The sequence below is a fragment of the Paenibacillus sp. JZ16 genome, assembly GCF_015326965.1.
Lineage (GTDB): Bacteria > Bacillota > Bacilli > Paenibacillales > Paenibacillaceae > Paenibacillus_AQ.
The window spans coordinates 7,011,843-7,030,464 of sequence record NZ_CP017659.1; the positions used below are offsets into that span (position 1 = coordinate 7,011,843).

Below are 18,622 nucleotides of genomic sequence, written 5' to 3' on the forward strand. Positions count from 1 at the left end.
ACGAACCGGGCTATTCCTCTTTAAATCCTTCGCCATGCACATCATTGACATCATTAATGATAATAAATGCCCGAGGGTCTAACGATTTGGCGATTCCCGTTAAGCGGCGAATTTCCTGCCGGGATACGACGCAGTATACCATATGCTTGGCTTGCTTGGAGTAGGCGCCGATGGCGGGGATTAGCGTAACCCCACGATCCATCTCGGTTGATATGCGATGGGCAAGTTCGGGCGCCTGATCGCTGATGATGGTGAAGGCTTTGGCGGCATAAGCGCCTTCCTGAATGAAATCGATGACCTTGGAAGCGATGAATACGGCGACGAGGGTATACAATATCCGCTCGAGCGGGATAAAGAATAAGGATAGCCCGATGATCAAGATATCCAGGGATAGAATAATTTGGCCCATGCTGAAGCCGAATTTCCGGTTAATAATTCTGGCAATAATGTCTGAACCGCCCGTCGTACCGCCAAACCGGAACACAATGCCAAGCCCAGCCCCCAATGTGACACCTGCGTAGAGCGCAGCAAGAATATAATCCTGTTCGGTGTGAAACGGCACAACATAACCGCGGTCGATCAACGCTTCAAACAGCCACAGAAACAGGGTTAATGAGGCAATGCCGAGACCTGTGTAAACAGACTGGCGTTTACCGAGAATTTTCATGCCGACCAAGAATAACGGGATATTGAGCGCCATGGTTGAGATGGACGGCGATATGTTAAAGGCATAGTTAAGCAGTACGGTAATGCCGGTGACGCCCCCCTCCATGAGCTCATTCGGAATGATGAAATACATAAGGCCGAATGCGTAAATGGCGGAGCCGGCGATGATCGGAATGATCGTTTGAAGCTGATGGAGCAATTTGGACGTTTTCATAAGACCCCTCGCATTCCCGATGGTGGATATTACCCTTATGTCTGGGTTGCTCGTACACCTACCTAGTATGTGCCGATCATGTCCCAGCCATAAAAAATTATTTGTTTTCAAATCCGCTTTACGATAACATAGGTTTAAAACCAATCGCTCGTCATGAGAGAATGCTGCTTCCAGCTTGGATTTACAAGTTGAGGCAGACTGTGCAGTGAAGGGAGTTATAGAGTCTTGGGAAAATCAATGGCTGAAATGCAGCAGGAAGTCGATCAATACATATCACAATTCAAGGAAGGTTATTTCAGTCCTTTATCCATGATGGCCCGGATGTCCGAAGAGGTGGGCGAGCTCGCCAGAGAGGTTAATCATCAGTTCGGGGAAAAACCGAAGAAAGCGGATGAAGCAGACAATTCCATCGAAATGGAACTTGGAGATATATTGTTTATTACGATTTGTTTTGCCAATTCCCTTGGCATTGATCTCGCGGAAGCGCACGCGAAAGTCATGCATAAATTTGCGACGCGTGATGCCGATCGTTGGACGAAAATAAACACCGATTAGGCTGTTGCTACATATGCTGTACCAAACCCGCTGTGGGGAGGGACAGCCCGTGAAACCTGAAAGTTATATACAAAAAGCATATCGATGCATACTTCAGAATGATTTCGAAGAGGCGTTACGTTGGTTTGAGCAAGCGATCATTGCGAATCCGGGAGATGCGGAAGTGCATTACCGATGCTCCATTACCTACGGCAGAAGCAACAAACTGGAGATGGCGATTACACACGCGGAAGAAGCCGTCAGGCTGCAGCCGGACAAACCGGAATATGCGCTTCACTTACAGCATATCAAGGCGGCGGAACTGGTGCAGCGTGCCAGAAAAATGGTCGAGAATCGCAAGGATGTAACCAAGTCTGAGCTCTATCAGGCCGTGTCTCATCTGAAATCAGCCGTAGCGATGGACCCTTTATACGCCCAGGCCTACGTATGGCTTGCTCTGGTCTACAGCGAACTTGATGAGCATGCGCGCGCCATTTCCACGCTAAAAGAGGTCATTTCATTGTACCCGCAGGAGAGTGGGCTTCAGCATATTATGGAGGAACTCAAACAGCGTTTGAAATCATATATGCAGGATACAGCATCGGATTGAAAGTGAGGACATGTAGAATGGCAAACAAATGGACAGTTGCGGTCGTCGGTGCCGGCGGCCGTATGGGTAAAGAAGTAGTGAAGCTTGTTTTGGGCGATGATGAACTGGAACTGGTTGCCGCTGTAGGCCGATCGGATGCGGGTGCTGATGCAGGGACGCTTGTGGGTCTTCCTGCCTGCGGCATTACGGTGACCTCCGATCTGGAGATGGCGCTGGTTGAATCGAAACCGGATGTCATGGTTGATTTTACAGCACCGCAGTTTGCCTATATCAACACGGCTCTGGCCATTAAGCACGGCGTGCGTCCGATCATGGGCACAACCGGCTTCACGCCAGAGCAAATCGAAGAGTTGGACAAGCTGTGTGTGGAGCAGAATATCGGCGGTTTGATCGCACCGAACTTCTCCATCGGAGCGATCCTGATGATGAAGTTTGCTGCTGCGGCTGCCAAATATTTGCCTCATGTTGAAATCATTGAAACTCATGGTGACCAGAAGCTTGATGCGCCTTCCGGAACATCGATCAAAACAGCAGAAATGATTGCCGCAAACCGCGAGGAGATCCGGCAGGGCAATCCGAAGGAAGAAGAGGTCATCGAGGGCGCCAGAGGCGGGTATTATAACGGCTTCCGGATTCACAGTGTTCGTCTGCCGGGTGTATTTGCCCAGCAGGAAGTTATATTTGGCGGTTACGGGCAGAGCTTGAAGATTCGACATGATTCCTATGAGCGTGCAGCTTACATGCCAGGCGTGAAGATGGCTATAGAGAAGGTAATGGGATACACCGGCTTGGTCTATGGATTTGATCATTTTATCGACTAACATAGGGGAGAAATTACTATGAATATTGCATTTATCGCTCATGACCGTAAAAAAGAGGAAATGGTCAATTTTGTTATCGCGTATGAAAATGTATTCGAAGATCATAATCTTTACTCAACGGGAACGACGGGAACCCGTATTATGGAGCAAACCAAGCTTAGCATTCACCGTTTTGCTTCAGGGCCGCTTGGCGGCGACCAGCAGATTGGCGCACTCGTTGCGGACAATGAGATGGATCTGATCATTTTTTTGCGGGATCCTTTGATGGCACAGCCTCATGAACCGGACATTAACGCACTGCTTCGTTTGTGCGACGTGCAGGGAATTCCGCTTGCTACCAATGTGGCAACGGCCGAGATTCTTGTTAAAGCGCTGGACCGTGGCGATTTTGCATGGCGGGAACTCGTTCATAAATACAAACCGGGTGTGGATAGCTAATGAACAGCCAACTGGATATTTTAATCTTCGGAGCACACGCAGACGATGCCGAGATCGGGATGGCAGGAACGATTGCGAAGCATACGGCAGCGGGACTGTCGGTCGGGATCTGTGATCTGACGCAGGCCGAGATGTCGTCCAACGGCACGGTCGACCTTCGCAAGAAGGAGGCAGACCAAGCTGCCCGGATTCTGGATCTCAAGGTCCGTACGAATCTGGGACTGCCGGACCGCGGCTTATTTGTGACGCCGGAGAACATTGAAGCGGTCACAGCCGAGATTCGCAAGTTTGCTCCCTCGATTGTGTTTGCTCCTTACTGGGAGGATCGCCATCCGGACCATGTGGCTTGCAGCCGATTGGTTGAGGAAGCGGTATTTAATGCCAAGCTTCGTCGTTACATGCCCGAGCAGCCGCCGGTTAAGGTGGACGAGCTTTATTTTTATTTCATTAATGATATCGGAAGAACGGACCTGGTCGTTGACGTTACGGATCATTACGCCGTTAAGGAGCAGGCCCTGTCTTGTTACCGTTCCCAGTTCCAAAAGGCTGAAGAAGATGCAGTCTCTACCCCGCTGACCGAGGGGTACATAGAGCGTGTGCGGGCCAGGGATTCACTGCTTGGAGCGCGCAGGCTTATTCCTTATGCAGAAGGTTTCGCTTGTAAAAGTCCGTATGTTGTTCATCTATTCGGCTCCAAGCAGGCATAATATATAGAGGCGTACGTAAAGGAGGCCTGACATGAATCAACAACCATTAAAAATCGGCATTACCTGTTACCCTTCATTGGGCGGGTCGGGCGTGGTGGCGACAGAGCTGGGGAAACTCCTAGCCGAGCAAGGCCACCAGGTTCATTTTATTGCTCACAGCATTCCGTTCCGGTTAGGAACTTTCCATAAAAATATTTTTTATCATGAAGTTGAAGTAAACGACTACTATGTGTTCCGATACCCGCCATATGATTTGTCGCTAGCGACAAAGATGGCTCAGGTAGCCAAAATGCAGCAGCTTGATGTGCTTCATGTGCACTATGCGGTGCCGCATGCCGTGTGTGCCTTCTTGGCAAAGCAGATGGTCGGAGATCAACTGAAGGTCGTCACGACGCTGCATGGAACCGACATCACGGTTCTGGCGCAGGATGAATCGCTGAAGGACCTGATTCGGCTCGCCATTAACGAAAGTGATGCCGTTACGGCTGTCTCTCAGGATCTCATTCGAGAAACGCGGGAGCTGCTGGATATAAGCCGGGATATTGACCTTACCTACAATTTTGTGGATCCCCGGGTGTATTATCCGCGGGATTCGAAATCGCTGCGTAAAGATTATGCAGATGAGAATGAAAAGATTTTGATGCATATTTCCAACTTCCGTCCGGTTAAACGGGTAGCAGACGTGCTGGAAATATTCGCCCAGGTCCAGGAACAGGTACCGGCGAAGCTGCTCCTTGTCGGGGAAGGGCCGGAGCTTCCGAAAATCCAATGCCGGATCAATGAGCTGGGACTCGGCAGCAAGGTGCATTTTCTAGGCAAACAAGATGAAATTGCACACGTGATATCGATGGCCGATGTGCTGCTGCTTCCTTCCGAGAAAGAAAGCTTTGGCCTGGTCGCTCTGGAAGCGATGGCCTGCGGAGTGCCTACCGTCGGCTCCACGGCAGGCGGGATTCCCGAGTTGATTACCCATGGCGAAACCGGCTATTTGGCTCCAATCGGAGACACCTATTCAATGGCCCAGCATGTGCTTGAAATATTAAAGGATGAAGCGCTTAGTGAGCGGCTTCGCAAGGCTTGTCTCCATCGTTCCAAAACGATGTTCTGCAATGAATTGATACGGGGCAAGTACGAAGAAATATATTACCGAGTATTGGGACGGGAGGTTAGCGAGCTGAAGCCGGTCTGCGGCTAAGCTCGACCCTCTCGTTGTTTTTCGGATAAAGGAACGGGAAACTATGGCAGATATGTTTAATTCAATACGATGGCGCAACGCGGATCCTGATATGGCTGAGCGGAGTGCGGACGTGGTCCGGACTCTGCTTCGGCATGGACATGAAGCGTATTGGGTCGGTGGCTGTGTCCGTGATGAATACATGGGACGCAAGGTCAGTGATATGGATATAACTACCTCCGCCTTGCCCGAGGTCACCTGTTCCATCTTTCCCAAGGTTATTCCTACAGGAATCAAGCATGGGACCGTGACGGTGCTGATGGAAGGCCAGTCTTTCGAAGTGACGACCTATCGCGTGGAGAGCGGTTATGAGGACCACCGTCATCCAACGGAGGTTGCTTTCGTCGAAGAAGTAACGGAGGATTTGCGACGACGTGATTTTACGATGAACGCAATGGCCCGAGGGATTGATGGCTCCTGGGTGGATCCGTTTGGCGGACGGGCGGATATTGACAGGCAGGTGATCCGCTGCGTGGGCGATGCACGCCTCCGTTTCCGCGAAGACGCCCTGCGCATGGTTCGCTGCATCCGTTTCGCTTCCGTATTCGGGTTCTCCATCGCTGTGCATACTTGGAGAGGGATTCTCTCGGAGAGAGACACCTTAAGTTGGATTGCGATGGAGCGCATTCGCAGTGAATTTGAAAAGATCCTAACAGGTCCGGCCCCCTTGCGCGGACTGGAGCTGTTTGTCCGCAGCGGCTTGTACGCCCGAATGAAGGCGCCCTTTCCATATACCGGACATGACATGAAAGCGATAGAAGCCATGAATGGGATCAAGCAGGAGCAACCTACGATCCGCTGGGCGCTGCTGCTGCTTGCCTGCGGCATTTCAGCCCAGGAAGCAGAGGAGCTGCTACGATCGTGGACGTTCTCCAATAAGCAGCGGGAAGCCATCGTTAAGCTGTTAGCGCTTCATGAGTCCTATCGGCAAAAGCAGGAAGTGGAAGCTGCCGAGAGTCACAGGCACCTATGGATTAAGCTGGTCCTCGTCCACGGAGCCGAGGCAGCTCAAGGCTGGTTGCAGCTGCAGAAGGCCTTGAACCAAACGGGAGCAGCCTCAGCTTCATTAAGCGTAATTGAACAGCTTGACGGTTGGCTCCGGGAACTCCGAATTCGGAGTTTGAAAGATTTGGCCATCACCGGAAACGAACTGCTTGAAACGCTGGACAAGCGTGGAGGCCCATGGCTCGGAGAACTTCTCGGGCAATTGCTGGAGAAAGCGGCGGCAGGTTTAATTAACAACGATAAGGAATCGTTGATTGAAGAAGCAAAGCGGGTGGTAATTCATAATGAAGGATTATGATCAAGACAATACGCTTCTGAAAATGTTCCAGGAGCATTCCGGGCAATTTTTGTCCGGAGAAGAGATCAGTCGTAAATTGTCCATCAGCCGGACAGCCGTATGGAAGCAGATCAATAAGCTCCGTCAATGGGGATATGATTTTGAGGCCGTTCCGCGGCTTGGCTACCGCATGATCGATGAACCGGACAAACTGAGCGTGGAGCAACTGACAGCGGGGATGACCAGTCAGACCTTCGGTAAACCGCTGAAGCTCCTTGACAAAACGTCATCTACTCAGGAAGATGCCCGTCAATTGGCGGAAGAAGGGGCAACCGAAGGCACGCTTGTGATTTCGGAAGAGCAGACAGGCGGTCGCGGGAGGATGGGAAGAAAATTCCATTCTCCAAGAGGCAAAGGCATATGGATGAGCCTGGTGCTCAGACCGAAGCAGCCGCTGCATCTAACCCAGCAGCTGACCTTATTGACAGGCGTTGCGGTATGCCGTGCGATTGCGAAGTGCGCCGGTGTGCAGACCGATATTAAGTGGCCAAACGACATTCTGTTTCAGGGCAAAAAGGTTTGCGGCATTCTGCTGGAGTCTGCAACAGAAGACGAAAGGGTGCGCTACTGCATAGCCGGAATCGGAATCAGTGCCAATCTGAAGGAATCGGATTTTCCGGAGGAGCTGCGCGGCGTTGCGACTTCGATTCGCATGGCTGGCGGAGCAACCGTCAACCGGACAGGGCTGATTCAGTCCATTATGGCGGAGATGGAGGTTTTATATGAATTGTACAACGAGCAGGGCTTCGAGCCTATTGCCTCTCTCTGGGAAGCATTATCCGGCACGGTGGGCAGGGAAGTTCAAGTGCAGACGGCCCGTGACCGTTTTAGCGGGATTGCCACAGGACTTAACCGGGACGGCGCGCTGCTGGTTCGCAATCATGATGACGAGCTAATCCCCGTATATTCCGGTGAAATTCTTTTTGATACCAGGTAAATGAAACATGGTGAAATCGTGGCTCAAATTTGTTATACTATGACCAAGAGGCGGTATCGCCATGAGCGAATTGCACTCTTCAGCAAGTGGCAATGAACATTTTTTTAGAACACCTTCATAACTGTTATGCCGGTTACGTTGGATTCTGCTCTGAGCCGAAAGGACCGAGACAGAAGGGACGATCGCGAGTGACTCTTTTTTGCCTTTCGGACTTTTTAGCAAGTATGTGCTAAAAGGTTTTTTTTATTGTGTCTAACTTATTTACACAAAGGAGGCTGTGTCACAATGGCAGGCAAACAACCACTGAACATCGTAAAGATGAAGAACATGAAGAAGAAGGGTGTACCGATCACCATGCTGACCGCGTATGATTATCCTTCCGCCAAACTGGCGGAGGAAGCGGATATTGATATGATATTGGTAGGAGATTCCCTCGGTAATGTCGTGCTTGGCTATAACTCCACCATTCCGGTTACGCTTGACGACATGGTATACCATACCCGTGCAGTCGCTCGTGGGGCGGAAGAAACGTTCATCGTAGCGGATATGCCGTTTATGACCTACCACGGAGATATTGATGAAAGTCTCCGCGGGGTGCGGAGATTGATGCAGGAAGGCCATGCGCATGCCGTCAAAATGGAAGGCGGAGAAGAAATCGCCGGCACCGTGAAACGGATTGTACAGTCCGGCGTACCGGTGCTGGGCCATATCGGGCTGACGCCTCAGTCGGTGAATCAGATTGGCGGCTACCGCATACAGGGCAAGGATGCCCAAGACGCGCAGCGGCTCATGAATGATGCGAAGGCACTTGAAGCGGCTGGAGCATTTGCCATTGTATTGGAGCTGGTTACGGAAGAGGCGGCAGCAGAAATATCCAAAGCGCTGAGCATACCGACGATTGGCATCGGAGCGGGCCGCTACTGTGACGGTCAGGTGCTGGTATTCCATGATATATTGAAGTACGCGTCCCCTTATCGGGACAAACGTTTCGTGAAAACCTACGCCGATGTCGGTTCCATCATCCGTGAAGGCATCACGCAGTACGTGAAGGAAGTGAAGGACCGCTCATTCCCGGCCGAGGAGCATGTTTTTAAGGCCGAGAATCATGCAGCTTCCGAAACGACAAGCACATTATATGGGAGTCAAAAGGAGAAGGTGGGCACGACATCATGAAAGTGATTCGCACCATTGCGGAATTAAGATCAGAACTTAAGGACCGCCGAGAATCCGGCAGTGGTCCGGTAGGACTTGTGCCTACGATGGGTTATTTGCATGAAGGGCACGCCAGCCTGATGCGCAAGGCGCGGGAAATGGCAGGTACGGTGGTCGCCAGTATCTTTGTCAATCCGATTCAATTCGGACCGGGTGAGGATTATGAGACCTACCCTCGGGATGAGGCACGCGATCTGGCGTTGGCGGAATCCGAAGGGGTGAATGTGGTTTTTATTCCCACGGTTCAGGAAATGTATCCCCAGCCGACCAAAACGAAGATTGCCGTATCGGAAATTACGTCATTATTGTGCGGGGCCTCCCGTCCCGGGCATTTTGACGGTGTTACCACGGTTGTTAATAAATTGTTTAATATCGTAAAACCTGACTATGCTTTCTTCGGAATGAAGGATGCCCAGCAGGTGGCCGTGATTGAGCAAATGGTGCAGGACTTGAACATGGACGTGACCATCGTGCCTTGTCCGATCATTCGCGAAGCTGACGGTCTCGCTCTAAGCTCGCGCAACGTGTATTTGAAGCCGGAAGAGCGGGAACAGGCACTTGTGCTGTCGGGCTCATTACGGACGGCTCAGGAGGCAATCCGGCAGGGACAAGCGACGACGGCAGGAGAGATCCGTGCGTTTCTTCGGGATTATATATCCCGGTCCCCGCTCGCAGACATTGATTATGCAGAATTGCTCACTTTCCCGGAACTTGTTCCTGTGGAAAATTCATATCGCATTGCGGATGAAGGCAGAACCGTCATTATGGCGCTGGCCGTACGATTTGGCCGTACCCGCCTCATTGACAATGCGTTACTTCAACCAAAAGTAGGGGGATCCCATGTTTAGAACAATGATGAAATCCAAAATCCACCGCGCAACGGTGACGGAAGCCAATCTGAACTATGTGGGCAGCATTACCATTGATGAGGATCTGATGGAGGCTGCAGATCTTCTGGAGAATGAAAAAGTTCAAATCGTGAACAATAACAATGGCGCCCGTTTGGAAACGTACGTGATCAAAGGCGAACGCGGCAGCGGCGTGATTTGCCTGAACGGGGCAGCTGCAAGGCTTGTACAGCCTGGCGACAACGTCATCATCATTTCTTACGCCATGATGTCCAAAGAGGAATACGACAATCACACCCCAACGGTCGTGATCGTTGACGAATTGAATAAGCCGGTAAACACGGAATACCGTGAGGTTCACGCCGCGGTTCTCTAAAGGTCTCCTAAGAACCAAAATGTGTCGGGACCTTAAAGGGATGAAAAGACCGTCTTCTACAGAAAATGAGTGCAGGTCGACGCACTGATCTCATTTTTCCGCTAAGGGTGGGATGCAGCTATGTTTCAACATGTATTCGCTGAAATGAACAACATGTTAGATGAAATTGTGAAGCATTACCCTTCTGCTCAAGGTCCCCAAAAACAGGCGCTGGTACAAAACTGGAACATGCTTAAAAGCATGAGCGAGGGCATTATCGAGGAATGGCTCCATTTTGAAGAGAAGATGGCCATCTTCCGCGAGAGTGCCGCCTCGCCTCCTGTTTTTCCACCGACCGAAGCGCCTGAATTGCAGCTTGATGCATTTATTCGCGGTCAAGGTTATTACAAGTTGTTGATGTTCCAGCCGGCCATACAGCAGTTTGAGGCGGCCGCCACCGTATTTCCGGATAGCCTTCTGATCAAGCTGTATATTGCGATGTCCCATCTTTATTTGGGGCAAACCATACCGGCATCCGATGTATTGGTGTCCATCCTGCCCCTGGCAGACAACAAAAAGATGCGGGCGATGATTTACAATGCGCTTGGATGCATCGAGGTGTTGAATGGACAGCAAGGGAAGGCCGAGGAGCATTTCGCACTGGCGATTCACAGCGACCCGACGCTTCCTGACCCCATTATCAATTTGGAGGTCTGCAAGCAGAATCGAGGGGAACTCCAGTACGGCAGCCAATTGATCTCTTTGCTGTAAAAATCAAGCCAAAACAAGAAGCGATGTCAGAGCTCATCCTTGAGACTTTGGTATCGCTTTTTGCCGTATGGAGCTAACGGAGGAGAGCGGGGATTTTGTACCCGGAATGTTCAAAACCCGCAACTTCTGGTATGCTGTTAATTAGTCTGGAGGAAAGGGATTTTATCGAAATGAAATTTGCCGTATTGGATTTTGAAACCACGGGCAACCAGTCAGCAGATGAGATCATTCAGGTTGGACTGGCCATCATCGAAGAGGATCGAAGCATCTCCCGCGTATACGGCACCTATGTCAATCCCGGGATTCCGATCCCTCCTTTTATTACCGGTTTGACCGGCATTTCCGACAGTGATGTAGCGGATGCTCCGTCATTGGAAGAAATGATGATGGGACTCGTGCCCATGCTCGACGATGTTGTATTGGTTGGGCACAATGTCGCTTTTGATTTTAACTTTTTGCAAAATGCACTCGATCGCTGCGGCTATTTACCGTTCAGCGGCCGAATTCTAGATACGATGCACTTCTTAAAAATATGTTTTCCCTCGCTTCCTTCTTATCAGCTTGGGATGGTGTCCTCTCATTTCGGCCTGGAGCATGACCGTCCGCATCAGGCGGACAGCGATGCACTTGCCACAGCCTATGCGCTGCTGAAATGCCTGGAGGAGATCGATGAGCTTCCTCTGCTTACCGTGCAGCGGTTAAGCGACCTGTTTGCCGACGAGGACAGCGACTTGGCCTGGTTCTTTGACGGCATCCGTGCCGACAGGGAGCTCCAGGCAGTACAAGCCGGAGACACCCATACGTACTATCGTCAATTTGCCCTGGCCGTTGACGATTGGAACGATATAACGCCTGCCAGGGATGAGACGGAGCCTAATCCCTTGGCTGATGTAAGCTTTGAGCAATACATGAATGATGTCCGTGAACGTCTAAAGGAAACGCTGCCTCATTACGAGAGCAGGGATGCCCAGGACATGATGTTTCAGGAAGTGATGCAGGCACTCGATAACAATAAACATTTATTGATCGAAGCCGGCACGGGAACAGGCAAATCCCTCGGGTATTTGCTGCCGGCGATTTATCAAAGCGTGAAGCAGGAACAGAAGGTTATGGTGAGCACGCATACGATCAACCTTCAAGAACAGCTGCGTGACCGGGATATTCCCCTGCTCACCCAGGTTGTTCCTTTTCCTTTTAAAGCGGCTATTTTCAAGGGAAGAGGCCATTATTTGTGTTTGAGAAAATTTGAACATAAAATAAATAGAAGAGATTTTCATTCCCCGAAGGAAGATGTGATCACCGCAGCGCAAATGCTGGTTTGGTTGACCCAGACGGAGAACGGGGATGATGAGGAGCTGAACCTTGGCGGCCGTGGAGGGGATTTCTGGGAGACCATCTCCAGCGATTCGGATTCCTGCCTGGGCCGTGCCTGCCCATGGTTCCGCAAATGCTATTATCACAGGGCCAAACATGAAGCGGGCATCGCGGATGTTGTCATTACGAACCATTCGAAGCTGTTCACCGACGTGAAAGCGAATCACCAGCTGCTTCCGAGTTATGAGCGTCTCGTCATCGATGAAGCGCATCATCTGGAGGACGTCGCGGGCAAGCACCTTGGCTTGCAGATGAAATATTTTTCGGTTGTCCATACGTTGACCCGTATGTACAAAGACAGCCGAAGCGGTCAGCTTCCGGCTCTTCGCCAGCTGCTGCAAGCGTCGTCCCATGAGAAGGCTGTCGAGTGGTCTTCCATCATCGACCGGATTTATCCGGATCTGATCACCGTCAAAGAGAATTGGGACCGGCTCAGCGACCAATTGTTCGGACTTCTTCCGGAGCGCGGAGACGCGACTCCGGGGGATGCCGGTCAATTCTCGCTTCGCTTATCGCCGCTGAAGAAGCCGAAGGATTGGAATTCGCTGGCCGAGCTGGAGCATCAAATCCATCTGACGCTGGGTGATGTCGTTCGCAAGGGTGACAAGCTGATTGCCGAAATGAAGGAAGATCTGGACGACTACAGCGCGGACAGTCTGTTAACAGACCTATCGGGTCTGTTTAAGGACCTGGCGGCACACCGCGAGGACCTGAGGACCTTCATGTCCCTGAACGATGAGGGCACGGTTTACTGGATGGAGGCGAACGGCAACTTCCGCGGCAAATCGCTGCAGCTTTATGCGGTGCCTGTCGACGTCAGCACCCACTTAAAGGAATTGTTTTTTGACAAAAAACAAAGCGTGATCCTGACATCGGCGACCTTGTCGGTGGACAAATCGTTTCAGTTCATGATCGAGAACTTGGGTCTTCAGGAAGCGGCAGATAACGGCAACCTGAACACGGTCCTGCTGCCGTCCCCGTTTAATTACAGGGAGCAGGCTCTCCTTGTTGTGCCGCGCGATTTTCCGAGCGTGAAGGGCTCGGTCGGGGATGCACTCTTTGTGAATACACTTGTGCAATCATTGGCTGATACGGCCATCGCAACGCACGGTCGCATGCTTGTCCTGTTCACCTCGTACCGCATGCTGCGTCAGGTGCATGAGCCCTTGAAGGAGGCGCTGGGATCCAGCGATATTACGGTACTGGGACAAGGGATGGACGGAACCAGCCGTACCAAGTTAATCCGGAGATTCCAGGATAGCAGCGCTTCGGTTCTGCTGGGCACCAGCTCCTTCTGGGAAGGAGTAGATATACCCGGTGAGGCGCTCACCTGCCTTGCCATCGTCCGGCTGCCGTTCCAGCCGCCGAATCACCCTCTGGTCGAAGCCAAGAGCGAGCTTCTGCAGCAGCAGAAGAAGAACCCGTTCATGAAGCTTTCGGTTCCGCAAGCGGTCATTCGCTTCAAACAGGGATTTGGCCGACTGGTACGGACCGCGCAGGATAAGGGGATTGTCATCGTTTACGATACTCGGGTCATTGAATCCTATTACGGGAAGTATTTCTTATATTCCTTGCCTGGACCGAAGATGGAGCACATGCCGACAGAGGGGATCGTTCCCCGAATTTCGAAATGGCTGCAGGAAGAGGCAGGCATAGGGAACCAAGCTGAATAAAGTGAAACCATGAACGAGCACAAACAAATGTAGTTATTAACCTATTATTAGGGGGAGCATGCATGAAATCGGAAAAAATTTCGGAAGCCGTGGTCCGCAGATTACCTGTATACTTGCGCTATTTGAATGAGCTTCAGAAAAGGGAGGTCTCCACGGTTTCCTCCCAGGAACTGGGGCAGAAACTGGACCTCAATCCTGCTCAAATTCGTAAGGACCTAGCGTATTTCGGTGATTTTGGACGGAAAGGGATCGGATATGACGTATCTTATCTGATCGAGAAAATTCGCCAGATTCTAAAGCTGGACCAGAAGATCAATGTCGCATTGATTGGGGCCGGTAATCTTGGACATGCATTATCGAATTACAATGCATTTCTGAAGGACAATATGAAGATTGTGGCGGTTTTCGATTCGTATTCTCCCAAAGTTGGTATGAAAATTAACAATTTGGTCGTACAGCCGATGGAGGAACTGGAGAAGACGGTTCATGAGTACGGCATTCGTATCGGGATTATCACCGTTCCGGATTTTGAGGCGCAGAATGTAGCGAATCAACTAATCGCGGCAGGCATCGAGGCTATCCTGAATTTTGCGCCGACCATCCTGAAAGCTCCACCCCATATCCGGATCCATACGGCAGATTTTACTACGGATTTGCAGAGTTTGGCCTATTATTTGGATAACGGCAAGGAGGATGCAGCACATGACGACAACGAAGTGGATGGTTAAAAACGGAACGTTTGCGGTACTAGAGGAAGGCAGATCCGTGTTACACGGATATATGGTCGTGGAGAACGACCGGATCACTTACCTGGGTGAAGAAGAGCCGACTGTCCAAGAGGGAACAGAAATCATCGACGGAACCCATCTGTTTTTCCTGCCTGGATTGGTGAATACGCACGGACATGCGGCCATGTCGCTTCTTCGCGGGTATGGCGACGATCTGGCACTGCAAGTATGGCTTCAGGAAAAAATGTGGCCGATGGAAGCCAAATTCACGGCCGACGATGTATACTGGGGAACCTCGCTCTCCGTGCTGGAGATGATTAAAGGCGGAACCACGACATTTGTGGATATGTATGATCATATGGATCAGGTTGCAAAGGTAGTGGAGGACTCAGGCATGCGCGGCGTTCTGACGCGCGGTGTCATCGGATTATGTCCGCCTGAGGTGCAGCAGCAGAAGCTGGAAGAGGCGGTTGCATTCGCGAAAGACTGGCATGGTCAGGCTGACGGTAGAATTACGACGATGATCTCACCGCATGCACCCTATACGTGCCCGCCGGATTTCATCGAAAAATTCGTGCAAGCGTCACATGATTTGAATCTGCCTTTGCATACGCATATGTCCGAAACGGAAACGGAAGTAGCTCAGAACGTAAATGACTACGGACTTCGCCCTGTTGCCCATCTAGAGAAGCTTGGCATGTTCTCCCGTCCAACGCTGCTTGCGCATGCCGTCCATCTGACCGATGAAGAAATCGAAATTCTGGCCAAACATCAAGTTATGGTTTCGCATAATCCAGGCAGCAATTTGAAGCTTGCCAGCGGCATCGCTCGCGTGCCTGCACTGCTGAAAGCCGGGGTCACCGTGTCTTTGGGTACCGATGGACCTGCCAGCAATAATAATCTGGATATGTTTGAAGAGATGCGGCTGGCCGCACTGATCCATAAAGGAGTAAGCGGGGATCCAACCGCAATTCCAGCATCCGAAGCGCTTCGGATGGGTACAGAATATGGAGCCAAGTCAGCCTTCCTTACGGATATTGGTACGCTTGCGGTAGGCATGAAGGCAGATATGATCGCACTGAACACGGATCAGGCGCACTTCCTTCCGAAGACGGATTACATTTCTCATGCTATCTACTCCGCCAGTGCGAAGGATGTAGAGCATGTATGGGTTGACGGCAAGCAGGTAGTGAAGAATGGCGCGAGTCTCACTCTCGATGAGGAACGTATCCGCCGGGAAGCGCAGCGTGCCTTTGAGCGTCTTACAACCCTCTAGGGAATAATCAAGGGGAGCGAGGAAGACGGATTTGAAGAAAAAAACGAAGTGGATATTGCTGAGTGTATCCGGCGTGCTGCTGTTACTGCTTGGTTTACAGCTCTATTATTCATATGTGATGAAAGATGCTTGGAATGAAGAAAGAATGGCAATTGCTGCCGCCAAACAGCATGGCCAATTGGTTACGTCCGGGAAGACCTATAAATCGGTGTGGGGCGAGGACAATAACTATTGGGTGATAAGCGGGAAGGATCAGGACAATCAAGATCGTATGGTATGGGTGAAATTTACGGATGACAACGTACCTGTTGAAGGTGCCGACGCTGTCCAATCCGTTTTGTTGAATACGGGGTTGTCAGAAGACCAGATGCGGGAGCAGATTTATAACGAATTGCCTGGCGCAGAAATTAAGCGGCTGCTGCCTGGAATGTATGAGGGCGAGTATGCCTGGCAGCTGCAGTATGAACACAACGGTCAGCGCGGTTATCGGTTTTATCGTTTTCAAGACGGTAACACCATCGGTAATGACATTATTCTTCCAAATCAATAAATAAGAAGTAGAGAGGGGCCCTTTAATATTCGCGGGTTCCTCTCTTATTTTCTCTATAATTGTAAGCGTATTCAGAAATAATATGGAAAAACTGTTCTAAATATTTTCACAGACATGCATGAAAAAGTATATAAGATGTGATATACTCATACTTGTACAAAATGAGCATATAAACTACATGCATCCCTATATATCGTTGTTATATGTATTATTGTATTGCAACATGATAGACAAAATTTCATACAGAAATGAAGGAGGAACTTCATGAAACTACGCATTGTACCTATCGTGCTGACTGTCGTGATCTCAGCATCGGTTCTCTTTGGCGGATGGTTTCTGTATCGGCAGATGGCTTTGCAAAATCCGCTGGCCAATGTTGTGTCACAATATGACGGCGTGAAGGATTCACATATAGATATTAAACAGAATACCGTTACTTTGAATCTTGATTTGGCTCCGGATACAAATTTGCAAGGCTTGGTCCAGCATATTAAGAAGGAAGGCAAGTCTGTGATTGGCAATCGGGAATTGAAAATCCAGGTGGAGGATCATTCCTCGGAAGCACTGGATCAATGGTGGGAGAAGGCGATGCTGTCAGTCGCTGAAGCGATGGATAATAAGCAGTATACCGATATTCAATCATCGCTCGAGCAGCTTGCTGCCCAGTCTCCGAATCTGAAAGCAAAAGCAACGATTGATGACACCAACGTCTATGTCAGCTTGTCAGACGGCAAGTCTGGTAAATTTATAATCTTGCCGCGTCAGTCTGGCAACATGGAGGTGTGGAATCATGCCTAAATTAGCTAAAGAAATCATGTTAGGCTTTATTCCGGTTTTGCTGGTATTCCTTGTGTTTGTCGGCGTGAACATCGTGCCCCTGCTCATCGCTGCAGCACTTGTAGGCGGCTTGTTGTTTATCGCGAAGATGAAGGGCGGCATCGCAGTAGGCGCAGCGAATGAGCGGAAGCGGAAAAAGAGCGGACCTGCCAAGCTGACGTTCGAAGAAATCGGCGGGCAGGATAATGCGAAGCAAGAGCTGCGTGAAGCACTGGATTTTCTGATTCGTCATGAAGACATTAAGAAATTCGGGATTCGTCCATTGAAGGGCATTCTTCTCACCGGGCCTCCGGGAACAGGGAAAACGTTGATGGCTAAAGCCGCTGCCCATTACACCGATTCGATCTTTGTCGCTGCATCCGGCAGTGAATTTGTTGAGATGTATGTCGGTGTTGGTGCAGGGCGCATCCGGGATTTGTTCAAGGATGCCCGTAACCGTGCGGCAAAGGAAAACAAGCAAAACGCCATTATCTTCATCGATGAGATCGATGTCATTGGCGGTAAACGCGAAGGCGGCCAGCAGCGCGAGTACGACCAGACGCTGAATCAGCTGCTAACCGAGATGGATGGCATCTATTCGCAGGATACTCCTCGTATTCTGGTAATTGCCGCGACAAACCGGAAAGAAATGCTGGATAGCGCACTGCTGCGTCCAGGGCGTTTCGACCGTCACATTCAGGTCGATCTGCCGGATAAGAAGGGACGCACTCATATTTTGAATCTGCATGCGGGCAATAAGCCGCTGCATGAAGATGTCGACTTGGAGAAAATCGCCGAAGAAGCATACGGCTTCTCGGGCGCACAACTCGAGAGCGTCATGAATGAAGCGGCCATTTACACGATGCGCGAGAATGAACAGTTTATCCATCAGCGTCATTTGTCCATGGCGATTGACAAGGTAATGATGGGTGAGCGTTCCGACCGTGAATCGAATTTGGAAGAGAAGAAGCGCGTTGCCATACATGAATTGGGACATGCTATTATGGCAGAGCTTGTGCGTCCCGGCAGTGTGAAGCAAGTTGCACTCAGCCCGCGTGGTAAAGCGCTAGGTTATGTTCGTCATAATCCGCAGGAGGAACAATATCTATACACGAAAACCTTCCTGGAAGAGCAAATTATGATTGCGCTTGGCGGTGCGGCCGCCGAAGAGATCTTTTACGGAGGCCGAAGCACAGGCTCAAGCAATGACTTTGAGCAATCGCTGAACATCGTGGAGACGATGATGAAGTCAGGTTTGACGTCGCTGGGCATTGTTAACATGAACATGGTAACAACTGAAGAGTTAATGAAAGAGAATAATGTGATTTTGGAAGAGTTAATGAACCGCACCAAGAATCTCTTGGAACAGAAACGGCCAATATTCGACAATTCACTTGATATCCTGTTGAAGGAAGAAATTCTCTCGGGGGAACAATTTCGTTGTCAATTTCGTGAAAACGCGCTTTTACCAGCATAAATTGTTATGCTGGTTATTTTTTTTTACTTTTTTGTCGTG

Annotated in this window: 19 protein-coding genes; 18 read left to right on the forward strand and 1 reads right to left on the reverse strand. The window is 50.4% G+C overall.

Annotation, left to right across the window (positions count from 1 at the left end):
• Positions 1-10: 10 nt before the first annotated feature.
• Positions 11-880 carry a YitT family protein gene (locus tag BJP58_RS31470; RefSeq protein ID WP_071218388.1) on the reverse strand — a complete coding sequence of 290 codons (870 nt, stop codon included), beginning with the start codon at positions 878-880 and terminating at the stop codon, positions 11-13.
• 225 nt (positions 881-1,105) lie between these two features.
• On the opposite strand from BJP58_RS31470, the gene BJP58_RS31475 reads away from it, so the two are divergent.
• From BJP58_RS31475 to BJP58_RS31560, 18 genes are all read left to right on the forward strand, one after another.
• Complete coding sequence (locus BJP58_RS31475) at positions 1,106-1,435, forward strand: nucleotide pyrophosphohydrolase (protein WP_071218387.1); 330 nt, start codon at positions 1,106-1,108, stop codon at positions 1,433-1,435.
• A gap of 49 nt (positions 1,436-1,484) precedes the next feature.
• Positions 1,485-2,024 (forward strand): tetratricopeptide repeat protein, encoded by a 540-nt coding sequence (locus tag BJP58_RS31480; RefSeq protein ID WP_071218386.1) that lies wholly within the window; start codon positions 1,485-1,487, stop codon positions 2,022-2,024.
• A 17-nt stretch (positions 2,025-2,041) separates the two neighbouring features.
• Positions 2,042-2,845, forward strand: a complete 804-nt coding sequence (gene dapB / locus BJP58_RS31485; protein ID WP_194541954.1) for a 4-hydroxy-tetrahydrodipicolinate reductase — start codon at positions 2,042-2,044, stop codon at positions 2,843-2,845.
• A gap of 18 nt (positions 2,846-2,863) precedes the next feature.
• Complete coding sequence (gene mgsA / locus BJP58_RS31490) at positions 2,864-3,283, forward strand: methylglyoxal synthase (protein ID WP_071218384.1); 420 nt, start codon at positions 2,864-2,866, stop codon at positions 3,281-3,283.
• Positions 3,283-3,990 (forward strand): bacillithiol biosynthesis deacetylase BshB1, encoded by a 708-nt coding sequence (gene bshB1 / locus BJP58_RS31495; RefSeq protein ID WP_194541955.1) that lies wholly within the window; start codon positions 3,283-3,285, stop codon positions 3,988-3,990. Before mgsA ends, bshB1 begins: the two co-directional genes overlap by 1 nt.
• Positions 3,991-4,021: 31 nt before the next feature.
• Entirely contained in the window at positions 4,022-5,185 is a 1,164-nt protein-coding gene (bshA, locus tag BJP58_RS31500) for an N-acetyl-alpha-D-glucosaminyl L-malate synthase BshA (RefSeq protein WP_194541956.1), read from the forward strand.
• Positions 5,186-5,228: 43 nt separating this feature from the next.
• Positions 5,229-6,527, forward strand: coding sequence for a CCA tRNA nucleotidyltransferase (locus BJP58_RS31505; RefSeq protein ID WP_194541957.1), 1,299 nt, complete (start codon positions 5,229-5,231; stop codon positions 6,525-6,527).
• Positions 6,514-7,503, forward strand: a complete 990-nt coding sequence (locus BJP58_RS31510; protein ID WP_194541958.1) for a biotin--[acetyl-CoA-carboxylase] ligase — start codon at positions 6,514-6,516, stop codon at positions 7,501-7,503. Before BJP58_RS31505 ends, BJP58_RS31510 begins: the two co-directional genes overlap by 14 nt.
• A 285-nt stretch (positions 7,504-7,788) precedes the next feature.
• Entirely contained in the window at positions 7,789-8,676 is an 888-nt protein-coding gene (panB, locus tag BJP58_RS31515; RefSeq protein WP_194541959.1) for a 3-methyl-2-oxobutanoate hydroxymethyltransferase, read from the forward strand.
• A complete protein-coding gene (panC, locus tag BJP58_RS31520; protein WP_194541960.1) occupies positions 8,673-9,563 on the forward strand; it encodes a pantoate--beta-alanine ligase in 891 nt (296 codons plus the stop codon). Before panB ends, panC begins: the two co-directional genes overlap by 4 nt.
• Positions 9,556-9,939, forward strand: a complete 384-nt coding sequence (panD, locus tag BJP58_RS31525) for an aspartate 1-decarboxylase (protein WP_071218377.1) — start codon at positions 9,556-9,558, stop codon at positions 9,937-9,939. The genes panC and panD overlap by 8 nt, the downstream gene beginning before the upstream one ends.
• Before the next feature lie 144 nt (positions 9,940-10,083).
• Positions 10,084-10,689: a hypothetical protein gene (locus BJP58_RS31530; RefSeq protein WP_233354811.1), complete on the forward strand. Its 606-nt coding sequence runs from the start codon at positions 10,084-10,086 to the stop codon at positions 10,687-10,689.
• Between the two features lie 170 nt (positions 10,690-10,859).
• Complete coding sequence (gene dinG / locus BJP58_RS31535) at positions 10,860-13,736, forward strand: ATP-dependent DNA helicase DinG (protein ID WP_194541962.1); 2,877 nt, start codon at positions 10,860-10,862, stop codon at positions 13,734-13,736.
• Between the two features lie 62 nt (positions 13,737-13,798).
• Positions 13,799-14,464 (forward strand): redox-sensing transcriptional repressor Rex, encoded by a 666-nt coding sequence (locus BJP58_RS31540; protein WP_194541963.1) that lies wholly within the window; start codon positions 13,799-13,801, stop codon positions 14,462-14,464.
• Positions 14,439-15,740, forward strand: coding sequence for an amidohydrolase (locus tag BJP58_RS31545; RefSeq protein ID WP_194541964.1), 1,302 nt, complete (start codon positions 14,439-14,441; stop codon positions 15,738-15,740). Before BJP58_RS31540 ends, BJP58_RS31545 begins: the two co-directional genes overlap by 26 nt.
• 31 nt (positions 15,741-15,771) lie before the next feature.
• The gene (locus BJP58_RS31550; RefSeq protein WP_194541965.1) at positions 15,772-16,290 is read left to right on the forward strand and encodes a cell wall elongation regulator TseB-like domain-containing protein; all 519 of its coding nucleotides are present in this window, start codon (positions 15,772-15,774) and stop codon (positions 16,288-16,290) included.
• 264 nt (positions 16,291-16,554) lie between these two features.
• The gene (locus BJP58_RS31555) at positions 16,555-17,088 is read left to right on the forward strand and encodes a hypothetical protein (RefSeq protein ID WP_071218371.1); all 534 of its coding nucleotides are present in this window, start codon (positions 16,555-16,557) and stop codon (positions 17,086-17,088) included.
• Positions 17,081-18,583: an AAA family ATPase gene (locus tag BJP58_RS31560; RefSeq protein WP_071218370.1), complete on the forward strand. Its 1,503-nt coding sequence runs from the start codon at positions 17,081-17,083 to the stop codon at positions 18,581-18,583. The genes BJP58_RS31555 and BJP58_RS31560 overlap by 8 nt, the downstream gene beginning before the upstream one ends.
• Positions 18,584-18,622: the final 39 nt, after the last annotated feature.